The sequence below is a fragment of the Streptomyces sp. NPDC054849 genome, from assembly GCF_053610945.1.
The window spans coordinates 18,534-36,887 of record NZ_JBSGZI010000035.1; the positions used below are offsets into that span (position 1 = coordinate 18,534).

General features: G+C 72.5%; 19 protein-coding genes. 13 read left to right on the forward strand and 6 right to left on the reverse strand.

Annotation, left to right across the window (positions count from 1 at the left end):
- The first annotated feature begins 37 nt into the window (after window positions 1-37).
- Window positions 38-472: a hypothetical protein gene (locus tag ACWGIF_RS17650; RefSeq protein ID WP_453497942.1), complete on the forward strand. Its 435-nt coding sequence runs from the start codon at window positions 38-40 to the stop codon at window positions 470-472.
- Between the two features lie 31 nt (window positions 473-503).
- Here ACWGIF_RS17650 and ACWGIF_RS17655 read toward each other — a convergent pair whose 3' ends face one another.
- Window positions 504-1,265: a GNAT family N-acetyltransferase gene (locus ACWGIF_RS17655; protein WP_453497945.1), complete on the reverse strand. Its 762-nt coding sequence runs from the start codon at window positions 1,263-1,265 to the stop codon at window positions 504-506.
- A gap of 349 nt (window positions 1,266-1,614) precedes the next feature.
- On the opposite strand from ACWGIF_RS17655, the gene ACWGIF_RS17660 reads away from it, so the two are divergent.
- Window positions 1,615-1,887 carry a hypothetical protein gene (locus tag ACWGIF_RS17660; RefSeq protein ID WP_453497948.1) on the forward strand — a complete coding sequence of 91 codons (273 nt, stop codon included), beginning with the start codon at window positions 1,615-1,617 and terminating at the stop codon, window positions 1,885-1,887.
- A gap of 127 nt (window positions 1,888-2,014) precedes the next feature.
- On the opposite strand, the gene ACWGIF_RS17665 is transcribed toward ACWGIF_RS17660, so the two are convergent.
- The gene (locus ACWGIF_RS17665) at window positions 2,015-2,542 is read right to left on the reverse strand and encodes a DinB family protein (RefSeq protein WP_453497951.1); all 528 of its coding nucleotides are present in this window, start codon (window positions 2,540-2,542) and stop codon (window positions 2,015-2,017) included.
- A 429-nt stretch (window positions 2,543-2,971) separates the two neighbouring features.
- On the opposite strand from ACWGIF_RS17665, the gene ACWGIF_RS17670 reads away from it, so the two are divergent.
- From ACWGIF_RS17670 to ACWGIF_RS17720, 11 genes are all read left to right on the forward strand, one after another.
- Complete coding sequence (locus ACWGIF_RS17670; RefSeq protein ID WP_453497954.1) at window positions 2,972-4,255, forward strand: phenylacetate--CoA ligase family protein; 1,284 nt, start codon at window positions 2,972-2,974, stop codon at window positions 4,253-4,255.
- Between the two features lie 71 nt (window positions 4,256-4,326).
- Window positions 4,327-5,805 carry an MFS transporter gene (locus ACWGIF_RS17675; RefSeq protein WP_453497957.1) on the forward strand — a complete coding sequence of 493 codons (1,479 nt, stop codon included), beginning with the start codon at window positions 4,327-4,329 and terminating at the stop codon, window positions 5,803-5,805.
- A complete protein-coding gene (locus tag ACWGIF_RS17680) occupies window positions 5,802-6,947 on the forward strand; it encodes a GNAT family N-acetyltransferase (RefSeq protein WP_453497960.1) in 1,146 nt (381 codons plus the stop codon). The genes ACWGIF_RS17675 and ACWGIF_RS17680 overlap by 4 nt, the downstream gene beginning before the upstream one ends.
- Window positions 6,948-6,952: 5 nt before the next feature.
- Entirely contained in the window at window positions 6,953-8,101 is a 1,149-nt protein-coding gene (locus ACWGIF_RS17685; RefSeq protein ID WP_453498066.1) for a LuxE/PaaK family acyltransferase, read from the forward strand.
- A gap of 2 nt (window positions 8,102-8,103) precedes the next feature.
- Window positions 8,104-10,614, forward strand: coding sequence for an acyl-CoA reductase (locus ACWGIF_RS17690; RefSeq protein WP_453498068.1), 2,511 nt, complete (start codon window positions 8,104-8,106; stop codon window positions 10,612-10,614).
- Window positions 10,615-11,119: 505 nt separating this feature from the next.
- Window positions 11,120-11,767, forward strand: a complete 648-nt coding sequence (locus ACWGIF_RS17695; protein WP_453497963.1) for a sortase domain-containing protein — start codon at window positions 11,120-11,122, stop codon at window positions 11,765-11,767.
- A 294-nt stretch (window positions 11,768-12,061) separates the two neighbouring features.
- Window positions 12,062-12,328, forward strand: coding sequence for a hypothetical protein (locus ACWGIF_RS17700; protein WP_453497965.1), 267 nt, complete (start codon window positions 12,062-12,064; stop codon window positions 12,326-12,328).
- 218 nt (window positions 12,329-12,546) lie between these two features.
- Window positions 12,547-13,530: a cyanobactin maturation protease PatG family protein gene (locus ACWGIF_RS17705; RefSeq protein ID WP_453497968.1), complete on the forward strand. Its 984-nt coding sequence runs from the start codon at window positions 12,547-12,549 to the stop codon at window positions 13,528-13,530.
- A 30-nt stretch (window positions 13,531-13,560) separates the two neighbouring features.
- Entirely contained in the window at window positions 13,561-13,749 is a 189-nt protein-coding gene (locus tag ACWGIF_RS17710) for a hypothetical protein (protein WP_453497970.1), read from the forward strand.
- A 126-nt stretch (window positions 13,750-13,875) separates the two neighbouring features.
- Window positions 13,876-14,067 (forward strand): hypothetical protein, encoded by a 192-nt coding sequence (locus tag ACWGIF_RS17715; protein WP_453497973.1) that lies wholly within the window; start codon window positions 13,876-13,878, stop codon window positions 14,065-14,067.
- Window positions 14,068-14,125: 58 nt separating this feature from the next.
- The gene (locus ACWGIF_RS17720) at window positions 14,126-14,977 is read left to right on the forward strand and encodes a S8 family peptidase (RefSeq protein ID WP_453497976.1); all 852 of its coding nucleotides are present in this window, start codon (window positions 14,126-14,128) and stop codon (window positions 14,975-14,977) included.
- A 49-nt stretch (window positions 14,978-15,026) separates the two neighbouring features.
- On the opposite strand, the gene ACWGIF_RS17725 is transcribed toward ACWGIF_RS17720, so the two are convergent.
- From ACWGIF_RS17725 to ACWGIF_RS17740, 4 genes are all read right to left on the reverse strand, one after another.
- Entirely contained in the window at window positions 15,027-15,386 is a 360-nt protein-coding gene (locus tag ACWGIF_RS17725; protein WP_453497979.1) for a hypothetical protein, read from the reverse strand.
- 140 nt (window positions 15,387-15,526) lie between these two features.
- Entirely contained in the window at window positions 15,527-16,936 is a 1,410-nt protein-coding gene (locus ACWGIF_RS17730) for a sensor histidine kinase (RefSeq protein WP_453497982.1), read from the reverse strand.
- Entirely contained in the window at window positions 16,933-17,673 is a 741-nt protein-coding gene (locus ACWGIF_RS17735) for a response regulator transcription factor (RefSeq protein ID WP_453497985.1), read from the reverse strand. Before ACWGIF_RS17735 ends, ACWGIF_RS17730 begins: the two co-directional genes overlap by 4 nt.
- A gap of 68 nt (window positions 17,674-17,741) precedes the next feature.
- Entirely contained in the window at window positions 17,742-18,329 is a 588-nt protein-coding gene (locus ACWGIF_RS17740; RefSeq protein ID WP_453497987.1) for a hypothetical protein, read from the reverse strand.
- Window positions 18,330-18,354: the final 25 nt, after the last annotated feature.

An 18,354-nucleotide genomic window follows, 5' to 3' on the forward strand; every position in this document is an offset into this window, starting at 1 on the left:
AGACGACGGCCGACGCGTTCGTTCACCCTGGTCCAGAGTGCGGACAGCCACCCTGCTGTGCGCGGCGGCGGCCCTGGTGGCGGCCACCGTCCCGGCCTCCGCCCAGACCCATGCGGTACCGGCTCCGGTGCCGGATCCGGTCGTGGTCGTCGACTGCTTCTCGAAGGCCCAAGTACGCCCCGAGGAGTACCTGCTGGCCTGTGGGGACGGCAACAACCGCCTCGTCGAACTCCGCTGGAACACCTGGGGGCCGCAGACGGCGACGGCCACGGGCACCGACATGGTGAACGACTGCAACCCCTACTGCGCGGCGGGCCGCTTCCGGGCCTACCCGGTGACGGTGACCCTCAGCAGTCCGGAGCCGTGGCCGGACCACCCCGACGTCCGCCGCTTCACCGTGATCCGGCTCCTGTACACGGACACCGCACCGGCCCCGGTCCCGAAGGACGTCACCTACAAGCTGGTGTACTGACGGGCAGGCAGGGCCCCGGCAGATCTCGCCGTCAGCCGCGCTCGAAGCTGTGCATCCGGCCGGCGACGGAGAAGCCGCGGCGCTCATACCAGTGCCGCGGCCAGTCCATCGCGTCGGCGGTCAGGAACCGGATGTCACAGTCCCGCTCGACGGCCATGTTCAAGGCGGTGGCCAGGACGGCGTCGGCGTAACCGCGCTTGAGGTGGGCCTCCGAGGTGACCAGGTCCTCGATCTGGGCGATGCCGGTCGACGGGTCGAGGTAGAGGTCGGCCCATGAGGCGACCTCCCCTTCCTCCGTGCGGGCACCGATGAAGTGCACGACGTCGGCCCCGCGTCTGCGCGCCTCGCGTCGGTCGACGAGGTGGCGCAGGACCTCCTCGCCGACGTCCGGGAGGAAGCCCCGCCAGCGCCGGGTCAAGGGGATGCGCAGTGCGTCGAGGTCCACCTCCTCCGCGGGCCCGCCGGCCGGTACCGGGCCTGTGTGCAGCATGACCACATAGGTGGAATGGGTGTATCCGGCCCGGAGCAGCGGTTCCGCGCACGCCGTTCCGGTCTCGTCGTCGAAGAAGGAGATCAGGCGGTGCGGCAGATGCCGCAGTGCTTCCTCGGCGATGGCCGGCACTGTCTGGGGGTCGACGGCCGCATCGATGACGACCTGGTTGTTCGCGTGGGAGTGCGCGAACGCGTCGTCGTACGCGGCGAACCCACCGGGGACCTCAACGGTGCGTGCGGCCTGGCGGCGGGTGAAGGCGGAAAGAAAAGCGCTGATCCGCTGCATCTCTGAACTCGGCATGAGGGGAAGCCTATGCATCCCGGGTGCCTGCGGGCCTGCGAATTAGCCGCGGGCACCTGGTAGGCCATCAGCCCTTCTACGCAGGCCGGCGGTGGCCTGCGGTGACATGCACGCCGAGAACCGGTGGGCCTCGCCGGCTGCGAACGCGCTCGAAGCCCCAGCGGGTGCGTGGGGCAGGGGGCTGCTCTAGCGTCGAAGGAGGGAGGGAAGGCCTTGCCGAGCCGGTCCGATTCGGGGCCCGGACCCGGCGGCTGCACGTCGGCCGCGGGCGCTCGGCGCCGTTTCCACGCGGATCCGGGACGCGAACAGGTACCGGGCCGCACGACGATCCCGGAAAGCAGGTGCGTCCATGCGCACGTCGACCCGTATCGCAGGTGTCCTGACCGGCCTGACCCTCGCACTCGGCGGCGCGGCCTTCACGGCCCCCGCCGCCCGCGCAGATGTCACGGCCTGTATCAACCAGGTCGAGCGGGAGCTACAGGGTGGCGAGGCCCCGGCCTCCGTCCGGACGGCGTGTACCGCCGGCTTGAACGGCGACCACGAGCAGTGCGTGTCCGGCCTGACCAAGGGTGGTGTGACCAACGGGACCGCGGTGAGCGCCTGCCGGGTGGCCGTCTCCTAGACCACAGGTGTGCCGGGGTGCAGGGCTCTTGCCTGCCACACGGGCCTGGATTGCTCTGCGCTTTGATGCGTACGCCTCCGCGTCGCCCGACTCGGCGTCGCCCGCCTCGGCAGCGGATGTCCGCGCGTCAAGCAGACTGGACGGTGTCCTGGTCGCCGGTCGTGCCGTCGAGCATCTCGCGCAGGATGTCCAAGTGGCCGTTGTGGCGGGCCGTCTCCTCGGTGAGGTGAAGGAGGATCCAGCGCAGGTCGACGTGGAGGCCGTTGCGCACGGCGCGCTCGGCCCGGTCGTTCAGGCCGCTCCGGGCGACCAGTTCGCGGTAGCGGGCGCTCTGTTCGCCGTATTCGTCGAGCAACTGCGCGAGGGGGAAGTCGACGGCGATGCGCATCTCGCGGTCGGGATCCTCCTCGGTCCAGGGGCCCTGGTCCTCCTCCCCGAGGAAGACCACTTGGAACCAGTAGTACTCGACCCAGCGGAGGTGGTTGATCACTCCGCTCATGGTCATCAGGGGTGAGCCGGGCAGGAGCGCCTTGCGTGCGTTCTCCGCGGAGACGCCCCGGCACTTGGTGCGGGCGGTGTCACGTGTGTAGTCGAGGAACGTGGTGAGCTGAGTTCGCTCGTCCCACGCGGGAGGCGTGTCGTCGCTTCTGGTCATCGCGCGAGCATCCCCGATCACGCGGCCGATGTCGAAGCGTTTACGGACGGTAACCCGCGAACGGGCACGAGGGGAAACCCCCGCGCGAGCGCAGCCACCGGAGCCCGGCGCCCTCGGTTCGCGGTCGGCATAGAGGGCCGGCCGGTCTCCCGGGACGCCGACCCGGGAGTGCGGCCTGAGACGGGCCCGCGCCGCAAGTTCCCACGGATACGGCCGCGTTGGCTGGAAATATCTGGCCAATTTGGTAATAAGTGCACTGATGTTCCATCATCGTGACTGCACGTCAGGTCTTGGCGTGCGTTGTGGGAGGCGGGGGCGCCGGGGGGTCCCCCGGTCGTACCGGCTCGGTCCGCAGGCGAGTTCTTGCTCTCGTCGCGCCCCGCCGTGGCTCCCGTCCCGTTCCCGTTCCCGTCACCTAGGCAAAGGCCCATGTCCGCCCAGCAGCTCTCGGACCTCATACGTTTCGCCCGCCACAACTCGCCCTTCTACCGGGATCTCTACGCGTCCCTGCCGCCGCACGTCGACCGCCTCACCGACCTGCCGGTGGTCGGCCAGCGGGAGTTCTGGGCGGCCAACACCCTTCGCGACAGCCGGGTGCTGACCGGCCCGCTCAGCGAGGCCACGGTGTACAAGACCGGCGGCACCACCGGCTCCCCGAAGTTCTCCGTCTACACCCGCGACGAGTGGCGCACGTTCGTCACCTCGTTCGGCCAGGGGCTCGTGGACACGGGCCTGCGCCCGGGACACCGCGTCGCCGACCTCTTCTACGCCGGGGAGCTGTACGCCAGCTTCCTCTTCATCCTGGACTCGCTCGCCCACGCGCCCGTGGACAACGTCCGCCTGCCCATCGGCGGAGGCGCGCCGCTGGAGTCGACGATCCCGACGCTGCGCGATCTCGCCGCGCAGGTGCTGACGGGCACGCCCACGACCCTGTGCCGGCTCGCCGAGCAGGTCGTCTCGTCCGGCGTCCGGCTCGGCTCGGTGGAGTTGCTCCTCTTCGGCGGCGAGGCCCTCTTCGACGACCAACGGCGGCTGCTGGCGGCCGCGTTCCCGTGCGCCGAGGTCCGTTCCGTCGGGTACGCCAGCGTCGACGCCGGACTGCTCGGCCGGCCCGTACCCGGCTCCGACGCCCGCGTGCACCGGGCGTTCACCCCGTACGCGGTCGTCGAGATCCTCGACGACTCCACCGACGAGCCCATCACCGAACCGGGGCGGCCCGGCCGGGTCGTCGTCACCAGCCTCTTCCGCCGCCTCATGCCGATCATCCGCTACCCCGCCGGTGACCGGGCCGAATGGACCGGCACCGGGCCCGGACACTTCCGGATCCTCGGCCGCGCCGAGGAAGGCGTACGGGTGGGCCCCGTCTCCCTCTACACGCAGGACGCCCAGGACGCCGTGGCCGCGGCGGACACCGCGGGTCACGTGGTGGGCATGCAGCTCGTCGTCCGCCGCTGGGACGGCCGCGACGGGCTCGTCCTGCGGCTGGCGACGGCCCCCGGCGACGATGCCTCCGGCGAGGCCGCGGGAGGCCGGGAGGCGCTGGCCGAGGCCGTCGTCGCGGAGCTGGAGGCCGTACGGCCCCTGTATCCGGACAGCGTGCGCGCCGGGTTCGTGCACCCGATGTCCGTGGAGTGGGCACGCCACCGCGACCTCACCGTCAACCCTCGCTCGGGCAAGCTCGTCCGGGTCCTCGACGAGAGGCCGACCGCATGACCGCCTCACCCTCACCCTCACCCTCACCCTCACCCTCACCCTCACCCTTGCCCTCGTCTTCGCCCTCAGCCATGACCACGAGTGAGACCCGGGCCGAGACCGGAGCCGGGGCCGCTGCCGGAGCCGCCGCCAGGGCCGGACGGCGGCGTGCTCCGCTGATCCTGCGCAACCGCGCCTTCGGCGCCGTATGGCTCGGCCAGGTCCTCGCCCAGGCCGCCGTGCGCATGTTCCAGGTCGGTGTGTCCTGGTGGATCGTCGCCTACGCCGTGCGCGAGGCCCCGGGTCTGGCCTCCGGGCTGTTCATGGCGGCCTGCACGCTGCCCGCCGTGGCGCTGGCGCCCGTCGTGGCCGGGACCATCGCCCGGTTCGCCCACCGTTCCGTTCTGCGGACGGCGGCCGGACTGGCAGGGGCCGCCTCGGGCGCCCTCGCGTTGTGGGCCCACGGCGACGTCCCGCCGCTCATCGCCGTGTACGCCGCCGCCCTCGCGCTGGCCACCTGCCAGGCGTTCTTCGACCCCTGTCTGACCACGTCGGTACCCGAACTCGTCGACGACGCCGACATCGAGACGGCCACCGGCTTCGAGCTGTCCACCCAGTCCCTGGCCGGCCTCGGCGGAGCGCTGCTCGGCGCGCTGACCGTCGACCGGGCGGGCGTGGCCGGACTGGCCGCAGGATGCGCGGCCGCGTACCTCGGCGCCGCCCTCCTCGTCGCGAGCGCGCGCTTCCGCACCGCAGGGACCGCAGGGACGGGCGCAGCCACCGGGACCGCTGCGGCCGACCCGCCCGCCGGGCCGGACCCGTCCGACCCGTGCGCCCCGTCCGACCCGTCCGCGGCCGGGCCCAGGCGGCGCCCGCTCCGCCGCATCCTCGCCGAACTGCCCTACGTACGGCGGATCCTGATCTGCTTCACCGCGGCGAACCTCTTCACGACCGCCGTGTTCGTCGTCATCCCCCTCTACACCCGCTCGGTCCTCCACGGCGGCGGCGGAACCGTGGCGCTCCTGGAGGCCTCCCTCGGCCTCGGCGCGCTCATCGGCGCCTTCACCGGGGCCCGCGTGCCCGGGCGCCCCACGGTCGCCGGCGCCTACTGCCTCGGCGTGATGGCCCTCGCCCTGGCGCTGCCCGGCCTGGTCGCGCACCGTCCGGCCGTCGCGGGCTGCCTGGGCGTGGCCGGCTGGTGCGCGGGGGCCGTCAGCGTCCGGTTCGTGGCGCTCTTCCAGCGGATGGTGCCCACAGCGGACAAGCCCGGCTTCTTCGCCGTGATGCAGGCCGTCCTCGGTGCCTCGCTGCCCGTGGCGTCCCTGCTGTTCGGCTTCGCCGGCGACTTCCTCTCGCCTCAGACGCTGTGCCTCGTGCAGGGCGTCGGCCTGGCCCCCGCCGCCTGCGCGCTGGCCCTGCTCGGGTCCCGCACTCCCACACCACCCGCCGCGGACCTGAACTCGCACGCAGGCAAGGGCACAGGCACGGACGCGGGCACGGACGCGCGCACGGCCACAACCTCGGGCACAGGCAGGGGCCGGGACCCGGAATCCGTCGGGACCGAGCGGTGAACCCCGTCATCACACCGGCCGCCTGCCCGGACATCGCCGAATTGCGCCAGCTCTACTACGCCGTCTATGGGCCGCACTACCCCGTGGCGCTCGGCACCGACCCGGCCGAGATGGCCCGGCTCATCGAGGACCCGCACTCGCTGTGGCTCGTCGCCCGCTGCGCCCGCACCGGGGCCCTCACCGCGTCCGCCGCCATCCACGGCGAGGCGGGCAGCCGCATCGGCCGACTGGAGGGCATCGCCGTACACCCCGGGCACCGCTCGGCGGGCCTTGCCGCCGCCCTGACCGAGGCCCTGTGCGCCGGGATGCTGGACACAGGGCGGCTGGACTCGGTGTACGCGACCGTACGCACCGTCAGCGCCGGTCCGCAGCGCGTCGTCGCCCGCAACGGCTTCCGTCCGCTGGGCATCCTGCCCAACGCGGTGGATCTCAGCAGCCGCGAGAGCCTCGCGCTCTACGCGCGTCACTCCACCGGCGTACTCGAACGCCGGATCCCCGTCACCGAAGTGCCCGCCCCACTGATGCCGTTGCTGCGCACGTCCGAGTCCGCGCTCGGCATCGGCTACCCCGGGGTCCGGGCGGCCGCCGCCCCGCTCCCGGCGCCGCCGCCGCAAGGGGCCGTCGAACGGCTGGAGATGATCGAGGCGCCGGCCTTCGTGCGCCGCCGCTTCCGCGAGCGGTTCCCCGGGGCCGAGGGCTGGTTCTACCCCCTGCACACCCCGAACGTGCTGCTCACCCCCGAGGACGGCCGGTTCGAGGTCTACGCCTACCTCAACCGCGCGGGCGGGTACGGCTCCCTGCTGACCGTCCACCCCGACCCGGCCGCCGCGGCCACCCACCTCGAACCCGTCACCCGGGCCCTGGCCCGCGCGGGCGCCGGCTACGTCGAGGCCCTGGTGCCGCTCGCGCACCAGGAGGCCCTGTCGGCCTTCCTCGCGCAGGGGTTCGTCGCCGGGGCCCTCTACCCGGCGATGCGTGCGGACGGTGACGGGTTCCACGACTACGCCGTCCTGTCCCGCTCCAGCGAGCGGATCGACTTCCGCGGCGTCGCCGTCGAACCGCCCCTCCAGCCCTATCTGGACTGCTACGTGTCGGCCTGGGCGTCGACACACCTGCCCACATCTTCCGAGGTTGCCTCATGAGCCCGATGAACCCCCATCTCGCGCCGGTCGCCGTACCCGACCCGGCCCTGCTGCCGCACGTGCAACAGCTGTGCGACCTGGCGGACCCGTACGCCTTCGGCCCCGCGGAGGACGAACTGTTCTCCGCGGCCATGGCGGAGACCAACGCCTGGCACGCCGAGCGCTCCCCGTTCTTCCGCTCGCTGTACGAGGCCACGCCCGTCGCGGAGCCGTACCGCACGCCGCTCGTCCACGCGAACTTCTTCAAGCGGCACGAGGTGCTGTCCATTCCCCGCGAGGACGTCGAGCTGCACCTGACCTCCTCCGGCACCACCGGCCAGAAGTCGCAGATGTTCTTCGACCACTGGACCATCCGCTCCGCCCAGCGCATGGTCGCCCGGATCTTCGAGCGCAACGGCTGGATCACGCCGGACCAGGAGGTCAACTACCTCCTCTACAGCTACGAGCCGTCCCCCTCCCTGAATCTGGGGACCGCCTTCACCGACAACTACCTGTGCGACTTCGCCCCCGCGCGCAGCGTCGCGTACGCGCTGCGCAACACCGGCGGCGAGCACGAGTTCGACCCCTTCGGCTGCATCGCCGCCCTGCGCCGCTTCGAGGGTGAGGACGCCCCGGTGCGCATCCTGGGCTTCCCCGCCTTCCTCTTCTTCACCCTGGAGCGGATGCGGGCCATGGGCCTGCCTCCGCTGCGCCTGCCCGAGGGATCCCTCGTCGTCCTCGGCGGCGGCTGGAAGGGGCACGCGGACCGGCGCATCGGCAAGGAGGAGCTGTACGCCCGCGTCACCGAGCAGCTCGGCATCCCGGGTGAGCGGATCCGGGACACCTTCGGCTCGGTCGAGCACTGCATCCCGTACATCGAGTGCGCACACCACCGGCTGCACGCCCCCGTCTGGTCCCGGGTGACGATCCGCTCGACCCGCACGCTCGAACCCCTGCCGTACGGGGAGCGGGGCTACCTGCACCTCGTGTCGCCGTACATCACCTCGGTGCCGGCGCAGAGCGTGGTCATGGGTGATCTCGCCTCCCTCCAGCCGGGCGACGCCTGCGGGTGCGAGCTTCAGACCCCTTGGTTCACCGTCCACGGTCGTGCCGGCGTGAGCCGCAACCGCAGCTGCGCGGTGGCCGCAGCGGAACTGATGAAGGGAATGGCGTGACCATGAATGTGCACCACCACTACTGGCAGGGTGAGTTCATCGGCGACGAGGAGGCCGGGCGCCGCCTCGCCGGCCTGCCGGCCGCCGTCGAGGACGCGCTGGCCTCGGTGCTGGAGACCGAGACCGTCCTGGCCGCTTGCGACGCCCTCGCAACGGCCCTGCGCGACCCGGGCCACCCGGTGCACGCCAGGCTCGCTCCGCACCTGCCCGAAGGGGAGGACCCGGCCGTCCTGGTCGAGCTCGGCGGCCTCCTCGGCCGGCGCGAGCTGACCCGCAAGCTGCGCCGGGAACTGGGCAGTGCGACGCCCGGCAGGCTGAACCGGGCCGATCCGCGCGAGACGGTCTACGAGGCGTGGGCGCCGGTCGGCCTGGTCGCCCACATCGCGCCGGGCAACGCCGCGACGGTCGCACCGTTGAGCATCGTCGAGGGCCTGCTCGCCGGAAACGTCAACGTCCTCAAGACCAGCAGCGCCGACACGCTCCTGACCCAGCACCTGATGGCCGAGCTCGCGGCCCTGGACCCCGGCGGCGCCCTGGCCGCGCGGATCGTCGTCCTGCGCTTCCCGTCCTCCCGGCACGAGTGGCTGGGCCTGATGTGCGCGCCGGCGGACGCCGTCGCCGTATGGGGCGGGGAAGGCGCCGTCGAGGGGGTGGCGGCCCATGTGCCGGCCGGCTGCCGGCTGGTGGAGTGGGGCCACCGCATCTCCTTCGCATACCTGACGGGTGACGCCTGGTCGGACGCCGGTACGCTCGACGCCCTGGCGGGCGATGTGTGCCTGCACGAGCAGCAGGCGTGTTCCAGCCCTCAGGTGGTCTACCTCGACACCGAGGACGAGGACGAGGTGTTCGCCTTCGCGGAGCGGTTCGCCGCGGTCCTCGCGGCACGGCCGCCGGCCGCGGCCGGCGCTTCGGAGGGCGAGCCGGATCCCGCCGAGGACGCCGAGCTCACCACGACCGAGCTGGTCGCCCGGCTCGAGGAACGCCTGGGCTTGACCCGCGTGTTCGCCGCGCCCGACGGTTCGTGGCGGGTCATGGCCGACACCCGGTCGCCGCTGACCGCCTCCCCGCTGCACCGCAGCGTGTGGGTCAAGCCGCTGCCCCGCAAGCGGCTGATCGCCACCCTGCGCCCGATGCGCCGCTACCTGCAGACGGCGGGGCTCGCGGGCGGCCGGACCGACATCGCCGAGCTGTCCCGCACCGTCCTGGCCGCGGGCGTCACCCGCGTCACGCCGGTCGGGGCCATGCTGGAGAGCTACGCGGGAGAGCCGCACGACGGCGTCTACGCCCTGCAGCGCTACAGCCGCCGCGTCGCCGTCCAGGCCGACCCGGCCCGCTTCGCCACCACCGCCTGTCTGGACGACCTGGCCAGGCCCGTGGTCCTGCCGCAGCCCGCGGGGCCGCTGCTGGGCAAGGAGGACGTGCAGGAGCCGGGCCGGCAGCTGGCACGGGCCGATGCCGAGCTGTACTTCCGCAGCGGCGGCAGCACCGGCGCACCCGCGCTGTCGGTCTTCAGTTACGACGACTACGACACGCAGATGCACGCCGCCGCTCGCGGCCTGCTGGCCGCCGGCTACGACCCGGTCGGGGACCGCACCGCCAACCTCTTCTACTGCGGCGCCATGTACGGCAGCTTCATCAGCTTCTTCTCCGTACTGGAGCGGCTCGGAGGTGTGCAGCTGCCGCTGTCCGCGGGCCCGGACCACCGCGCCACGGCGCAGGCGCTGATCGACCACCGGGCAGACACCCTCTTCGGCATGCCCTCCTACCTGTGGCAGCTGCTGCACGCGGAGGCGGACGCGCTGCGGGCGTACGGAGGTCTGCGGAAGGTCTTCTACGGCGGCGAGCACTTCACCGAGGAGCAGCAGCGGACCCTGAAGGACGACTTCGGCATCGAGGTCGTCCGCTCGATCACCTACGGCAGCACCGACCTCGGCCCGCTGGGGTACCAGTGCACCGAGAGCGCCGGCGGCGTCCACCATCTGCACGCCGACCTGCACACGATGGAGATCCTGGACCTGGCCGAGGACCGGCCGGTGGTCCCGGGTGAGACGGGCCGGCTGGTGTTCACCACGCACGCCCGGCGCGGCCAGCACCTGGGCCGGTACGTGATAGGCGACCTCGGCCGGGAGGTTCCGGGACGCTGCCCGTGCGGCCGGCACTCGCCCCGCTTCGAGCTCAGGGGGCGTACCGGTGACGTGATGCGGGTGGCGACGTACTTCCTCAACCACCGGCGTTTCCTGGACCTGGCCGGGGAACGCGGCGGCCTCCGGGGGGAGTTGCAGGTGCGGCTCGACGGCACGGACGCGCGCGAACGGCTGACCGTACGGGTGGATCGGGCCGGAGCGACGGATCCGGAACGCTTGCGGGAAGTCTTCCTGGCCGGCTATCCGGAGCTCCGCTCGGCGGTGACGGAGGGGCTGCTGGACCTGGTGGTCGAGGCGGTCGACGGGGCGTCGCTGGACCGTAGCCCGACCAGCGGCAAGCTCCTCGCCGTGGTGGACGCACGCCGCTAGGTGGTGGCACCGCCTGCTGCTCCACAGGATGGGCGCGACTCGAATGTCCAGACCTCTCGGTCCGGACATTCGATCGGCCCTGCCCTGCCGCGATCGCCCTCGGCCCTGGTCACCGGACCAGGGCCGAGGGCGCCCGCGGCGACCCGCCCCCGCGTCCATCCGGGCTGCCGTGCCGACGCCCCGCTTCCCGGCCGTTCCGGGCCCGGGAGCGTGGCCTCCTGTAGGTCAAGTCCGGTGGGAGGCAGGTCACATGCTCACCGGCGCACAACGGCGCACCGGCCACCGGCCCAGCCGTGACACCCCCTTCGGCTACCTGTGCAGCCCTGCAACCCGCCGAGGAAGCGTCCACGTCGTCGTCACGCGTCCGGGCGAGCGGCGAGCGGTGGCGGCGCCGGGCGTGGTGTTGCCCGACAGGCCCTGCCGCATGCGCTCCCCTGTGCGAGGCTGGAAGAGGCAACAGGGCCGGACTGACCCGCGCGGCCCCGGCCGACCCATGGACACCGCCATGACCCACCATCCTCTTCTCTCCTCCCGTACAGCGCCGATGGCGCTCGCCGGCGCCGCCCTCGCCGTCCTGCTGACTGCCCCCGGCGCGCCCGCGGCTTCGTCCCATGCGCCTGCGGCCCGCGTCCAGGCAGCCGCCGGCATCCAGGCGGCCACGCTGTCGATGCCCGCGATCGGCGTATCGGGGCTGTCCGTGATCCCGTACCAGGGCAGTCCCGACGACGCGCCGGGCACCCGGATCCAGGACCAGGGGGTCGCCGCCAGCCCGCACGGACCCCGCGGCGGGGTCGGCCCCGGCGACGTGGGCAACTACATCGTGACCGGGCACCGCGTATCGGCCGGCGGACCGTTGAGGAACCTGCCGTCGCTGCCCACGGGTGCGTCCGTGTTCGTGAAGGCCGGCGGCGTGACTTACGAGTACGTGATCACCACGACCCGGACGACGTCCTTCCGGTCGCAGGCTTCCATCGACGCGCAGCGCGCGGCGGTTCCCGGCTCGCCCGGCGCCGCCCCGACCCGCGCGATGATCACTGTGACCACCTGCCTCACGCCCGAGGACGACGCGGCGGGCAACTTCTGGCGGGACGCGCAGAACAATCCCGAGCACCGCCTGGACAAGATCGGCGTCCTCACCTCCACGAAGCCTTGACCCGGTATCCCTACGCGGATGTTTCGCCGCGCAGCGGGCCGGCCGCGACAGCTGCCCGGCCGGAGCGGTCGGTTACGCGGTCAGCTGCTCGTAACGGGCGCTGGGACGGGATCGTGCCGGGTGGAGTCCGCTGCCGGGACGCTCGGAGTCACCTTCCGGGCCGGCATCACCCTCCCCGTCGCCCGACAGGTCGGGAATCCAGCGTGCAGCCTGCGCCCGCGGGGAGGAAAATCGAAAGGGGCGTCGGCGTCCGAGTGGCGCCGGGTGAAGGGTTCAACACCGGATGTGAGCAGCATGGTTGACGGCGCAACGAGTGGTCGGGCTGCGGCCCCGGAATCGGCGAAAGGCGGCTCCCACGGTGCGCGTCGCACCCGCCGCAACGACAAGTCCCGCCACCGGGTCCGCATCCCCGGCTTCGCGCGCGAGGGCGCGGAGATCGGGCTGGGAGACGCCGTGGCCCGGGTGACCACCTCGGTGGGTGTCCGGCCCTGCGGCGGCTGCAACCGCCGAGCCGAGGCGCTGAACCGCTGGATGACGATCGGCGGCGGGCCGGACCGCTGAGGCGTCGCGCTCAGTGCCCCGCTCAGCGTGTTCACAGGTGCGGGTACGAGTGCGGGGCGCACGGGCACCCCACACGCGCGGGCCGGGGAGGCCGGGGAGGCCGGGAAGGGAAACGCCCGGAGGGGGCGCTGGCGAGCACAGCGGATCCGGTCCAGGGACCACGGGAGCGGCCACGAGCCGGCCTGACAGCCCGACAAGGCGTGTGTGAGGAGTGAGCGATGGACCCCCAGACCACAGACACCGTCACCGCCATGAGCGCCTCGCCGGAGGCCGAGGTTCGGCCTCCGCCCCCCGCGCCCACACCTGCAGCCGCGCTCCCCGCGGAGTACCCCCGCCCCGCGCCCGCCGAGCCCACCGTCACCCAGGCCGGCTGCGGCTGCGCCGCGGCGGCCTGCCAGGGCGGAGGCGAGGGCGGCAACGGCGACGCCGCCCCGGGCTACGTCTATGTTCTCGGCCGCGTCCACGCCGTCTTCCCGGACCTCTCCGTCCAACGTGAGTTCCTGCAGGTGGCGAGCGCCGACGGGGACGCCGACACCACGGAAGCCCATGCGCTCTACCGCGTCCTCTCCGACCCGGACAACTCCTACATCGCCCGGCAGATGTGCTACGTCCTCTCCGTCCAGGGCGTCGACACCTACATCCTGGAGCCCGCCGACCCCACCGAGCTGAGCGCCCTCGTAGAGGCACTGCGCCCGGTCGGCAACCAACGCGACCTCGCCGTGATCGTCGGTTATCTGGGCCCGGTCTCCCACCCGAGCGCGTGTCAGGGGCTCTCCGTCCCGGTCGTCCGCGTCGAGAAGATCTGGGCCTTCGACAGCAAGGAGCTGATCCAGGCGATCGACCGCCCCGACGGCACCTCCCGCAAGGAATTCGAGAAGGGGGCCGGAGCCCTGCTGGACCGGCTCCTCCAGCTCAGCGACAACGCGGGTACCGACCCGACCGACCGGGCCCTCAACTACCTGACGGTGAGGAACCAGGAGATCTACCAGAAGACCGACGAGAGGAGAACCGGCGGCTACACCCTCTCCGCGGTGGAAGCCGGGCCGTCCCGGCTCAGCGCCGGGTCGCAGACCGTCATCACGGTCGTCTTCTCCTACACCCACCGCCAGACCAATGTCACAGAGAAGTGGTTCGTCCGCGTCGGTCTGGCCGGGCTGTTCCCCTTCCTCGTGACTCCGCTCCAGCCGTACTACACCCGATAGCCGACGAGAGAGGAAAGAAGGCGAACGGACATGCGCATCCCCGGATTCGCCGTCAAGCCGCCGGCACGCGGAGTGACCGCCGGCGACCTGCTCCTCCCCCAGCAGTTCACCTGTCAGGAGGAACTGGCTCCGGTCTGCCGCCACCAGTGCCGGGGCGCCTACAACTACTCCACTTGTGTGCGGAGGTGCCTGACGACGCTGTGCTCGAAGCAGGCGTAGCGCCTGGGGCCGAAGCCCCGAAACGACCGTGGGAGAAGGGCAGTTCGCCGGTTCATCCGCTCGGCGCCGGTGATCTGCCCGGAGGAGTACCGGAAGTCGCGCTGCCAGGGAAGGAGGTGACTTCAGATGGGTATCCCCGGATTCGCGCGGGCGCGCCCGGTCCCGGAAGCACCCGGCGACCGATTCGTCGCCCAGCACATCACCTGCGCGGAGGAAGTCGGGCCCCTCTGCGACGACGCATGCGAGGGCTCCTGGAATCGCAACTGCTACCGCGACTGCGTCGACGACTACTGTTCCGGCCCTTACGAGCCGGGATGACCCCGTCTGGACCCGTCTGCCACCGCCCCGGGGTCCGGGGGACGGGAAGGGGGTGACCATGGACCCCCTGGATCTGGTCGGTCTCAGGCCGCTCATGGCTCGGACCTCGGGCCGCTCCTCGATCGTGGTCGGCCTGATCGACGGCCGCGTCGCCTTGGACCACCCCGCCTTCGCGGGCCACCCGGTCCGGGAACTGCACGACGCCGCCGGTACGGGAACCTGCCGCCGCGGTGACGTCTGCTGCGCGCACGGCACCGCCGTCGCCGGGATCATCGCGGCGGGCGACGGCGTCTGCCCCGGCTGCACCCTGCTGTCCCGGCCCCTCTTCACGGATCGTCCGGCCGGCGGCGGGCCCGCGACCTGCCTCTCCGGTGTACGGACGGGAGAACTGGCCGAGGCGATCACGGAGGCCGTCGATGCGGGCGCCCACGTCCTGAACCTCAGCATGGCCCAGCCCGCGCCCTCCGGGGTCCGCGACTCCGCGCTGGAGACGGCCCTCGGTCACGCCGCCGACCGGGGCGTGATCCTCGTCGTCGCCGCCGGGAACCAGGGCCGGGTGGGCTCCTCCGTCCTCACCGACCATCCGTGGGTCATCCCGGTGACCGCGTACGACCGGGCCGGGCACCCCATGCCCCAGTCCAATCTGGGCGCCTCCATCGGCCGCCACGGAGTCGGCGCCCCCGGCGACCGCATCCCCGGCCCGGGACTCGACGGCAGCCCCTTCACCCTGAGCGGTACGAGCGCCGCCGCGCCCTTCGTCACGGGTACGGTCGCCCTCCTCCGCTCGGCCTTCCCGGCGGCCACCCCGGCGGCCATACGGTACGCGGTCACCCACGGCCCCGGCCGGCGGCGGTCAGTGACCCCGCCGCTGCTGGACGCGTGGGCCGCGTACACGGCACTCGGTGGCTGACGCGTGCCGTCCGGAGCCTGCCGGGTGGCCGTCGGACGATGGGGGGACGTCAGTGGATCACGCTGAAGCTGCGCCAGGGCCGGCTGGCGGGGGCCGTCACGTCCGAGAGGGTCGTGGCCACGTAGATGCCGTCAGCCTGGTCGGTCTTGCGGCAGTTCTCCGTCCGGTACAGGACGACGTCGACGAGGGTGTTGTTCTCGACGTGGGTGGCGCCCCTCGGGATGCCGATCTTGTGGCAGCCTTTGACCAGGGTGTTGGAGTAGCTCAGCTCGATCGGCGAGTCGTGGCCACGGAAGCTGAGCATGCCGACGGTGGTCCGGCCCATCCCCGAGCAGGCGGTGGCGCTCAGCAGCACTGCTGCGGCCCCCGCGATGATGCTGATACGTCGGATGCGTCGGCTGTAGGGCATGGCGCGGTCCTCGTCTGTGCGGTGGTGACGATCCTTGCCCACAGCCTGACCCGGCCGGACGCGGGTGGCTTGCGTTGCTCGGCCGACCGGATGAACGCGGGCGGCGCAGGGCGGGGAGGGGCCCGAAAGGGGGAGCCCCGTCAAGACCGCCGGCGTGGCCAGGCCGGCCGCCGTCGGGACATGCGTGGTCTGCGCTCGGACGGCAGCGACGGGGCGAGTGCGAAGGCCACGGTGATGTGTGCGCCTCCTCGGGGACCGTGCGCGATGTGCATCGAGCCTCCCGTGACGGCGGCGGCCCGGCGGGCGATGTCGAGGCCCAGTCCCGAGGAGCCGGTGCTGCTCCCGCGGGAGAGGGCCCGCTCCGGTTCGGGGATGCCCGGCCCGGCGTCCTCAACGACCAGCTCCACGGCCTGGGCGGTACGGACGACGCGGACGCCGAACGCGGTGCCGGGCGCGGTGTGGCGGAAGACGTTGCCGATGAGCGCGTCCACGACGGCGGCGATGTCGTCGTCGGAGAGGCTGACGGCCGTGGGCTCCTGGGTGACGTCGAGGGAGCAGGTCCGGTTCTGCTGCTCCGCCAGGACCGCCCAGAAGGAGGTCCGGCGCCGGACGACGTCGGCGGCTTCGCAGCGCGGCCCGGCCGGTACCGCGCCGGGCGGCGCGTGGTGGACCGTACTCGTGTCCGCGCTGCGCATGCCGTGACCCATGGGGCTGACCGCGAGGGGGGTCCGTGCCGCGGTGATGATGGCCTGGAGCTCCGTCTCCAAGGCATGCACCGCCGCCTCGACCCTGGCCGACTCCGGTGTGCCGGCCATCCGCTCCGACGCCAGGTGCAGGGCGGTCAGCGGCGTGCGCAGCCGGTGGGACAGGTCGGCGACCAGCTCGCGTTCGATGGCGAGCAACTCGGTCATGCGGTGGGCCATGGCGTTGAAGGCGACGCCCGCGTCACGCAGTTCCTTGGGGCCCATGGGGTCCACACGGGTGTCCAGGTTGCCCTCCCCCAGCGTGCGCGAGGCCTGCGCGAGCCGCTGGGAGGACCGGACGACCTTCGCGCCGAGGCGGTCTGCGACCAGTACCGAGCCGCCGATCAGACCCACGGCGAGGAGGAGCATGACCGCCCAGGAGGCCTTGACCCCGCGGGTCAGCTCCTCCTCCGGGACGAAGTTCTCGATGACGGCGACCCGGTCTCCGGGAAGCACCACCGGCTGCAGGCAGATCCAGCCGCTGGGAATCTGCCGGGAGATGGACTCGCGTCCCTGTTGCGCCCGTTCGAGCAGTGCCTTGGGGGCTTGGGAGTTGCCGAGGGGCTGGGCGTCCGGCAGATGGACGACCAGGTGCTCGGTGGCGTCCAGGCTGGCGGCGGATTCCCGTAGGGCGGACGGATCCGTGGTCAGCGTGAGGACGGGTGCCAGGGCTGCGGCGCGCTGCTCGGCCGCGGTGACGCTCTGCTCCTTGACCAGCGACATCACCAGTGCGGCCAGGGGTATGAGGAAGGAGAGGGCGACCATGGACGTGACGGCGAGCGCCACTCCTGCCAGTGAACGTCTCAACGCGGGGCCACCAGTTTGATGCCGACGCCGCGGACCGTCAGCAGGTAGCGCGGGGCCGCCGCGCGTTCGCCGAGCTTGCGGCGCAGGGACGACAGGTGGACGTCGACGGTCTGGTCGTCCACGTACGGCTCGCGCCAGACCTCGGTCAGCAGGCGGCGTTTGGAGACGACCTGGCCGGTGTGGTGGGCGAGGAAGGCCAGGAGGTCGAACTCCCGGCGCGTGAGGCGGAGCTCGCGGCCGGCCAGGTGCGCGGTGCGCGCACCGGGGTCCACCGCCAGCTCGCCCACGGTGGTGGGGCGCAGCGGTTCGGCTGCCGGCGCCGGCCCCGAGCCTTGCGTGGCGTGGGCGGCGTGCGCGGTGCGGGAGGCGGGAGCGTGGCTGGTGCGCCGCAGGACGGCGGAGAGGCGTGCGATGAGCTGTCCCCCGGAGAAGGGCTTGACCAGGTAGTCGTCGGCGCCCGCGTTGAGGAGCTTGATGATTTCCGTTTCGTCGTCGCGGGCGGTGGCCACCAGGACGGGAACGGAGGAGATGCCCCGGATCATGCGCAGGGCGTCGCCCCCGTCCAGATCGGGCAGCCCCAGGTCGAGGACCACGGCGTCGACGGGCATCTGGGTGACCTCGCGGAGCGCGCCGAACCCGTCGCCCACGCTGCGTACGGCATACCCGTGCTCCGACAGGACCTCGATCAGAGACTGGCGGATGCTGGGGTCGTCTTCCACGACCAGGACGCTGGGCATGGGGACACCTTAGGGGCTCGGTTCGGGGCGGTCGCGGACAGGTGACGGACGACCGACGCTGCTGCGCCCTAGGGGGCGCCGAAGGTCGGGCCGTCGTCGGTGATGCGCAGGTGGACGGGGCGGTCGGCGACCGGAATCGTGCAGCCCTCCTCCGTACTGCAGCTCGCGTACCCGAGCAGCACCGTCGCGTCCCCCTTGCCGTCGGCGAGTATGGGCAGGGTGGCGGTGACCGGGCCGTCCGGGTAGACGGGGACCGGGGCTCCGACGCCGGGCAGGCTGATCGTCCGTACGTCCGCGGCGGCCGTCAGTTTCCCGTCCGCCTTGAGGACGCCGGTGACGTCCACGGCGGTCGGCCGGCCGACGCCCTCGATTCCGGTGAGCGGCAGGTCGGTGCTGTAGAGGTGGAAGCCCTTCTCCTCGGGGGTGAAGACGGCGGTCAGCGTGCCCTTCGAGGCCTGCCAGCCGGACACCGAGAGTGTGACGGTCACCCCGTTCTCGCTGAAGCGCGTCGTGGGCGCGGTGTCCGCGGCGGCGCCTTCGGCGGGCTGCTCGCCACAGGCCGCGAGCGCGGCCAGGGAGAGGAGGGCGGCGGCGATGCGGGCCTTCCGGGAACGCCTGGCGTATGGCATGTCCGGCTTGTTCGGGTTCTGCGGCATGTGTGGCATGCCTGGCGCGGGCAGG

Excerpts from the sequence above, each read along its gene's own strand:
- ACWGIF_RS17655 (WP_453497945.1), bottom strand. The coding sequence starts at position 1,265 with ATGCCGAGTTCAGAGATGCAGCGGATCAGCGCTTTTCTTTCCGCCTTC.
- ACWGIF_RS17660 (WP_453497948.1), top strand. The coding sequence starts at position 1,615 with ATGCGCACGTCGACCCGTATCGCAGGTGTCCTGACCGGCCTGACCCTC.
- ACWGIF_RS17665 (WP_453497951.1), bottom strand. The coding sequence starts at position 2,542 with ATGACCAGAAGCGACGACACGCCTCCCGCGTGGGACGAGCGAACTCAG.
- ACWGIF_RS17670 (WP_453497954.1), top strand. The coding sequence starts at position 2,972 with ATGTCCGCCCAGCAGCTCTCGGACCTCATACGTTTCGCCCGCCACAAC.
- ACWGIF_RS17675 (WP_453497957.1), top strand. The coding sequence starts at position 4,327 with ATGACCACGAGTGAGACCCGGGCCGAGACCGGAGCCGGGGCCGCTGCC.
- ACWGIF_RS17685 (WP_453498066.1), top strand. The coding sequence starts at position 6,953 with ATGAACCCCCATCTCGCGCCGGTCGCCGTACCCGACCCGGCCCTGCTG.
- ACWGIF_RS17690 (WP_453498068.1), top strand. The coding sequence starts at position 8,104 with ATGAATGTGCACCACCACTACTGGCAGGGTGAGTTCATCGGCGACGAG.
- ACWGIF_RS17695 (WP_453497963.1), top strand. The coding sequence starts at position 11,120 with ATGACCCACCATCCTCTTCTCTCCTCCCGTACAGCGCCGATGGCGCTC.
- ACWGIF_RS17700 (WP_453497965.1), top strand. The coding sequence starts at position 12,062 with ATGGTTGACGGCGCAACGAGTGGTCGGGCTGCGGCCCCGGAATCGGCG.
- ACWGIF_RS17705 (WP_453497968.1), top strand. The coding sequence starts at position 12,547 with ATGGACCCCCAGACCACAGACACCGTCACCGCCATGAGCGCCTCGCCG.
- ACWGIF_RS17710 (WP_453497970.1), top strand. The coding sequence starts at position 13,561 with ATGCGCATCCCCGGATTCGCCGTCAAGCCGCCGGCACGCGGAGTGACC.
- ACWGIF_RS17715 (WP_453497973.1), top strand. The coding sequence starts at position 13,876 with ATGGGTATCCCCGGATTCGCGCGGGCGCGCCCGGTCCCGGAAGCACCC.
- ACWGIF_RS17720 (WP_453497976.1), top strand. The coding sequence starts at position 14,126 with ATGGACCCCCTGGATCTGGTCGGTCTCAGGCCGCTCATGGCTCGGACC.
- ACWGIF_RS17725 (WP_453497979.1), bottom strand. The coding sequence starts at position 15,386 with ATGCCCTACAGCCGACGCATCCGACGTATCAGCATCATCGCGGGGGCC.
- ACWGIF_RS17735 (WP_453497985.1), bottom strand. The coding sequence starts at position 17,673 with ATGCCCAGCGTCCTGGTCGTGGAAGACGACCCCAGCATCCGCCAGTCT.
- ACWGIF_RS17740 (WP_453497987.1), bottom strand. The coding sequence starts at position 18,329 with ATGCCGCAGAACCCGAACAAGCCGGACATGCCATACGCCAGGCGTTCC.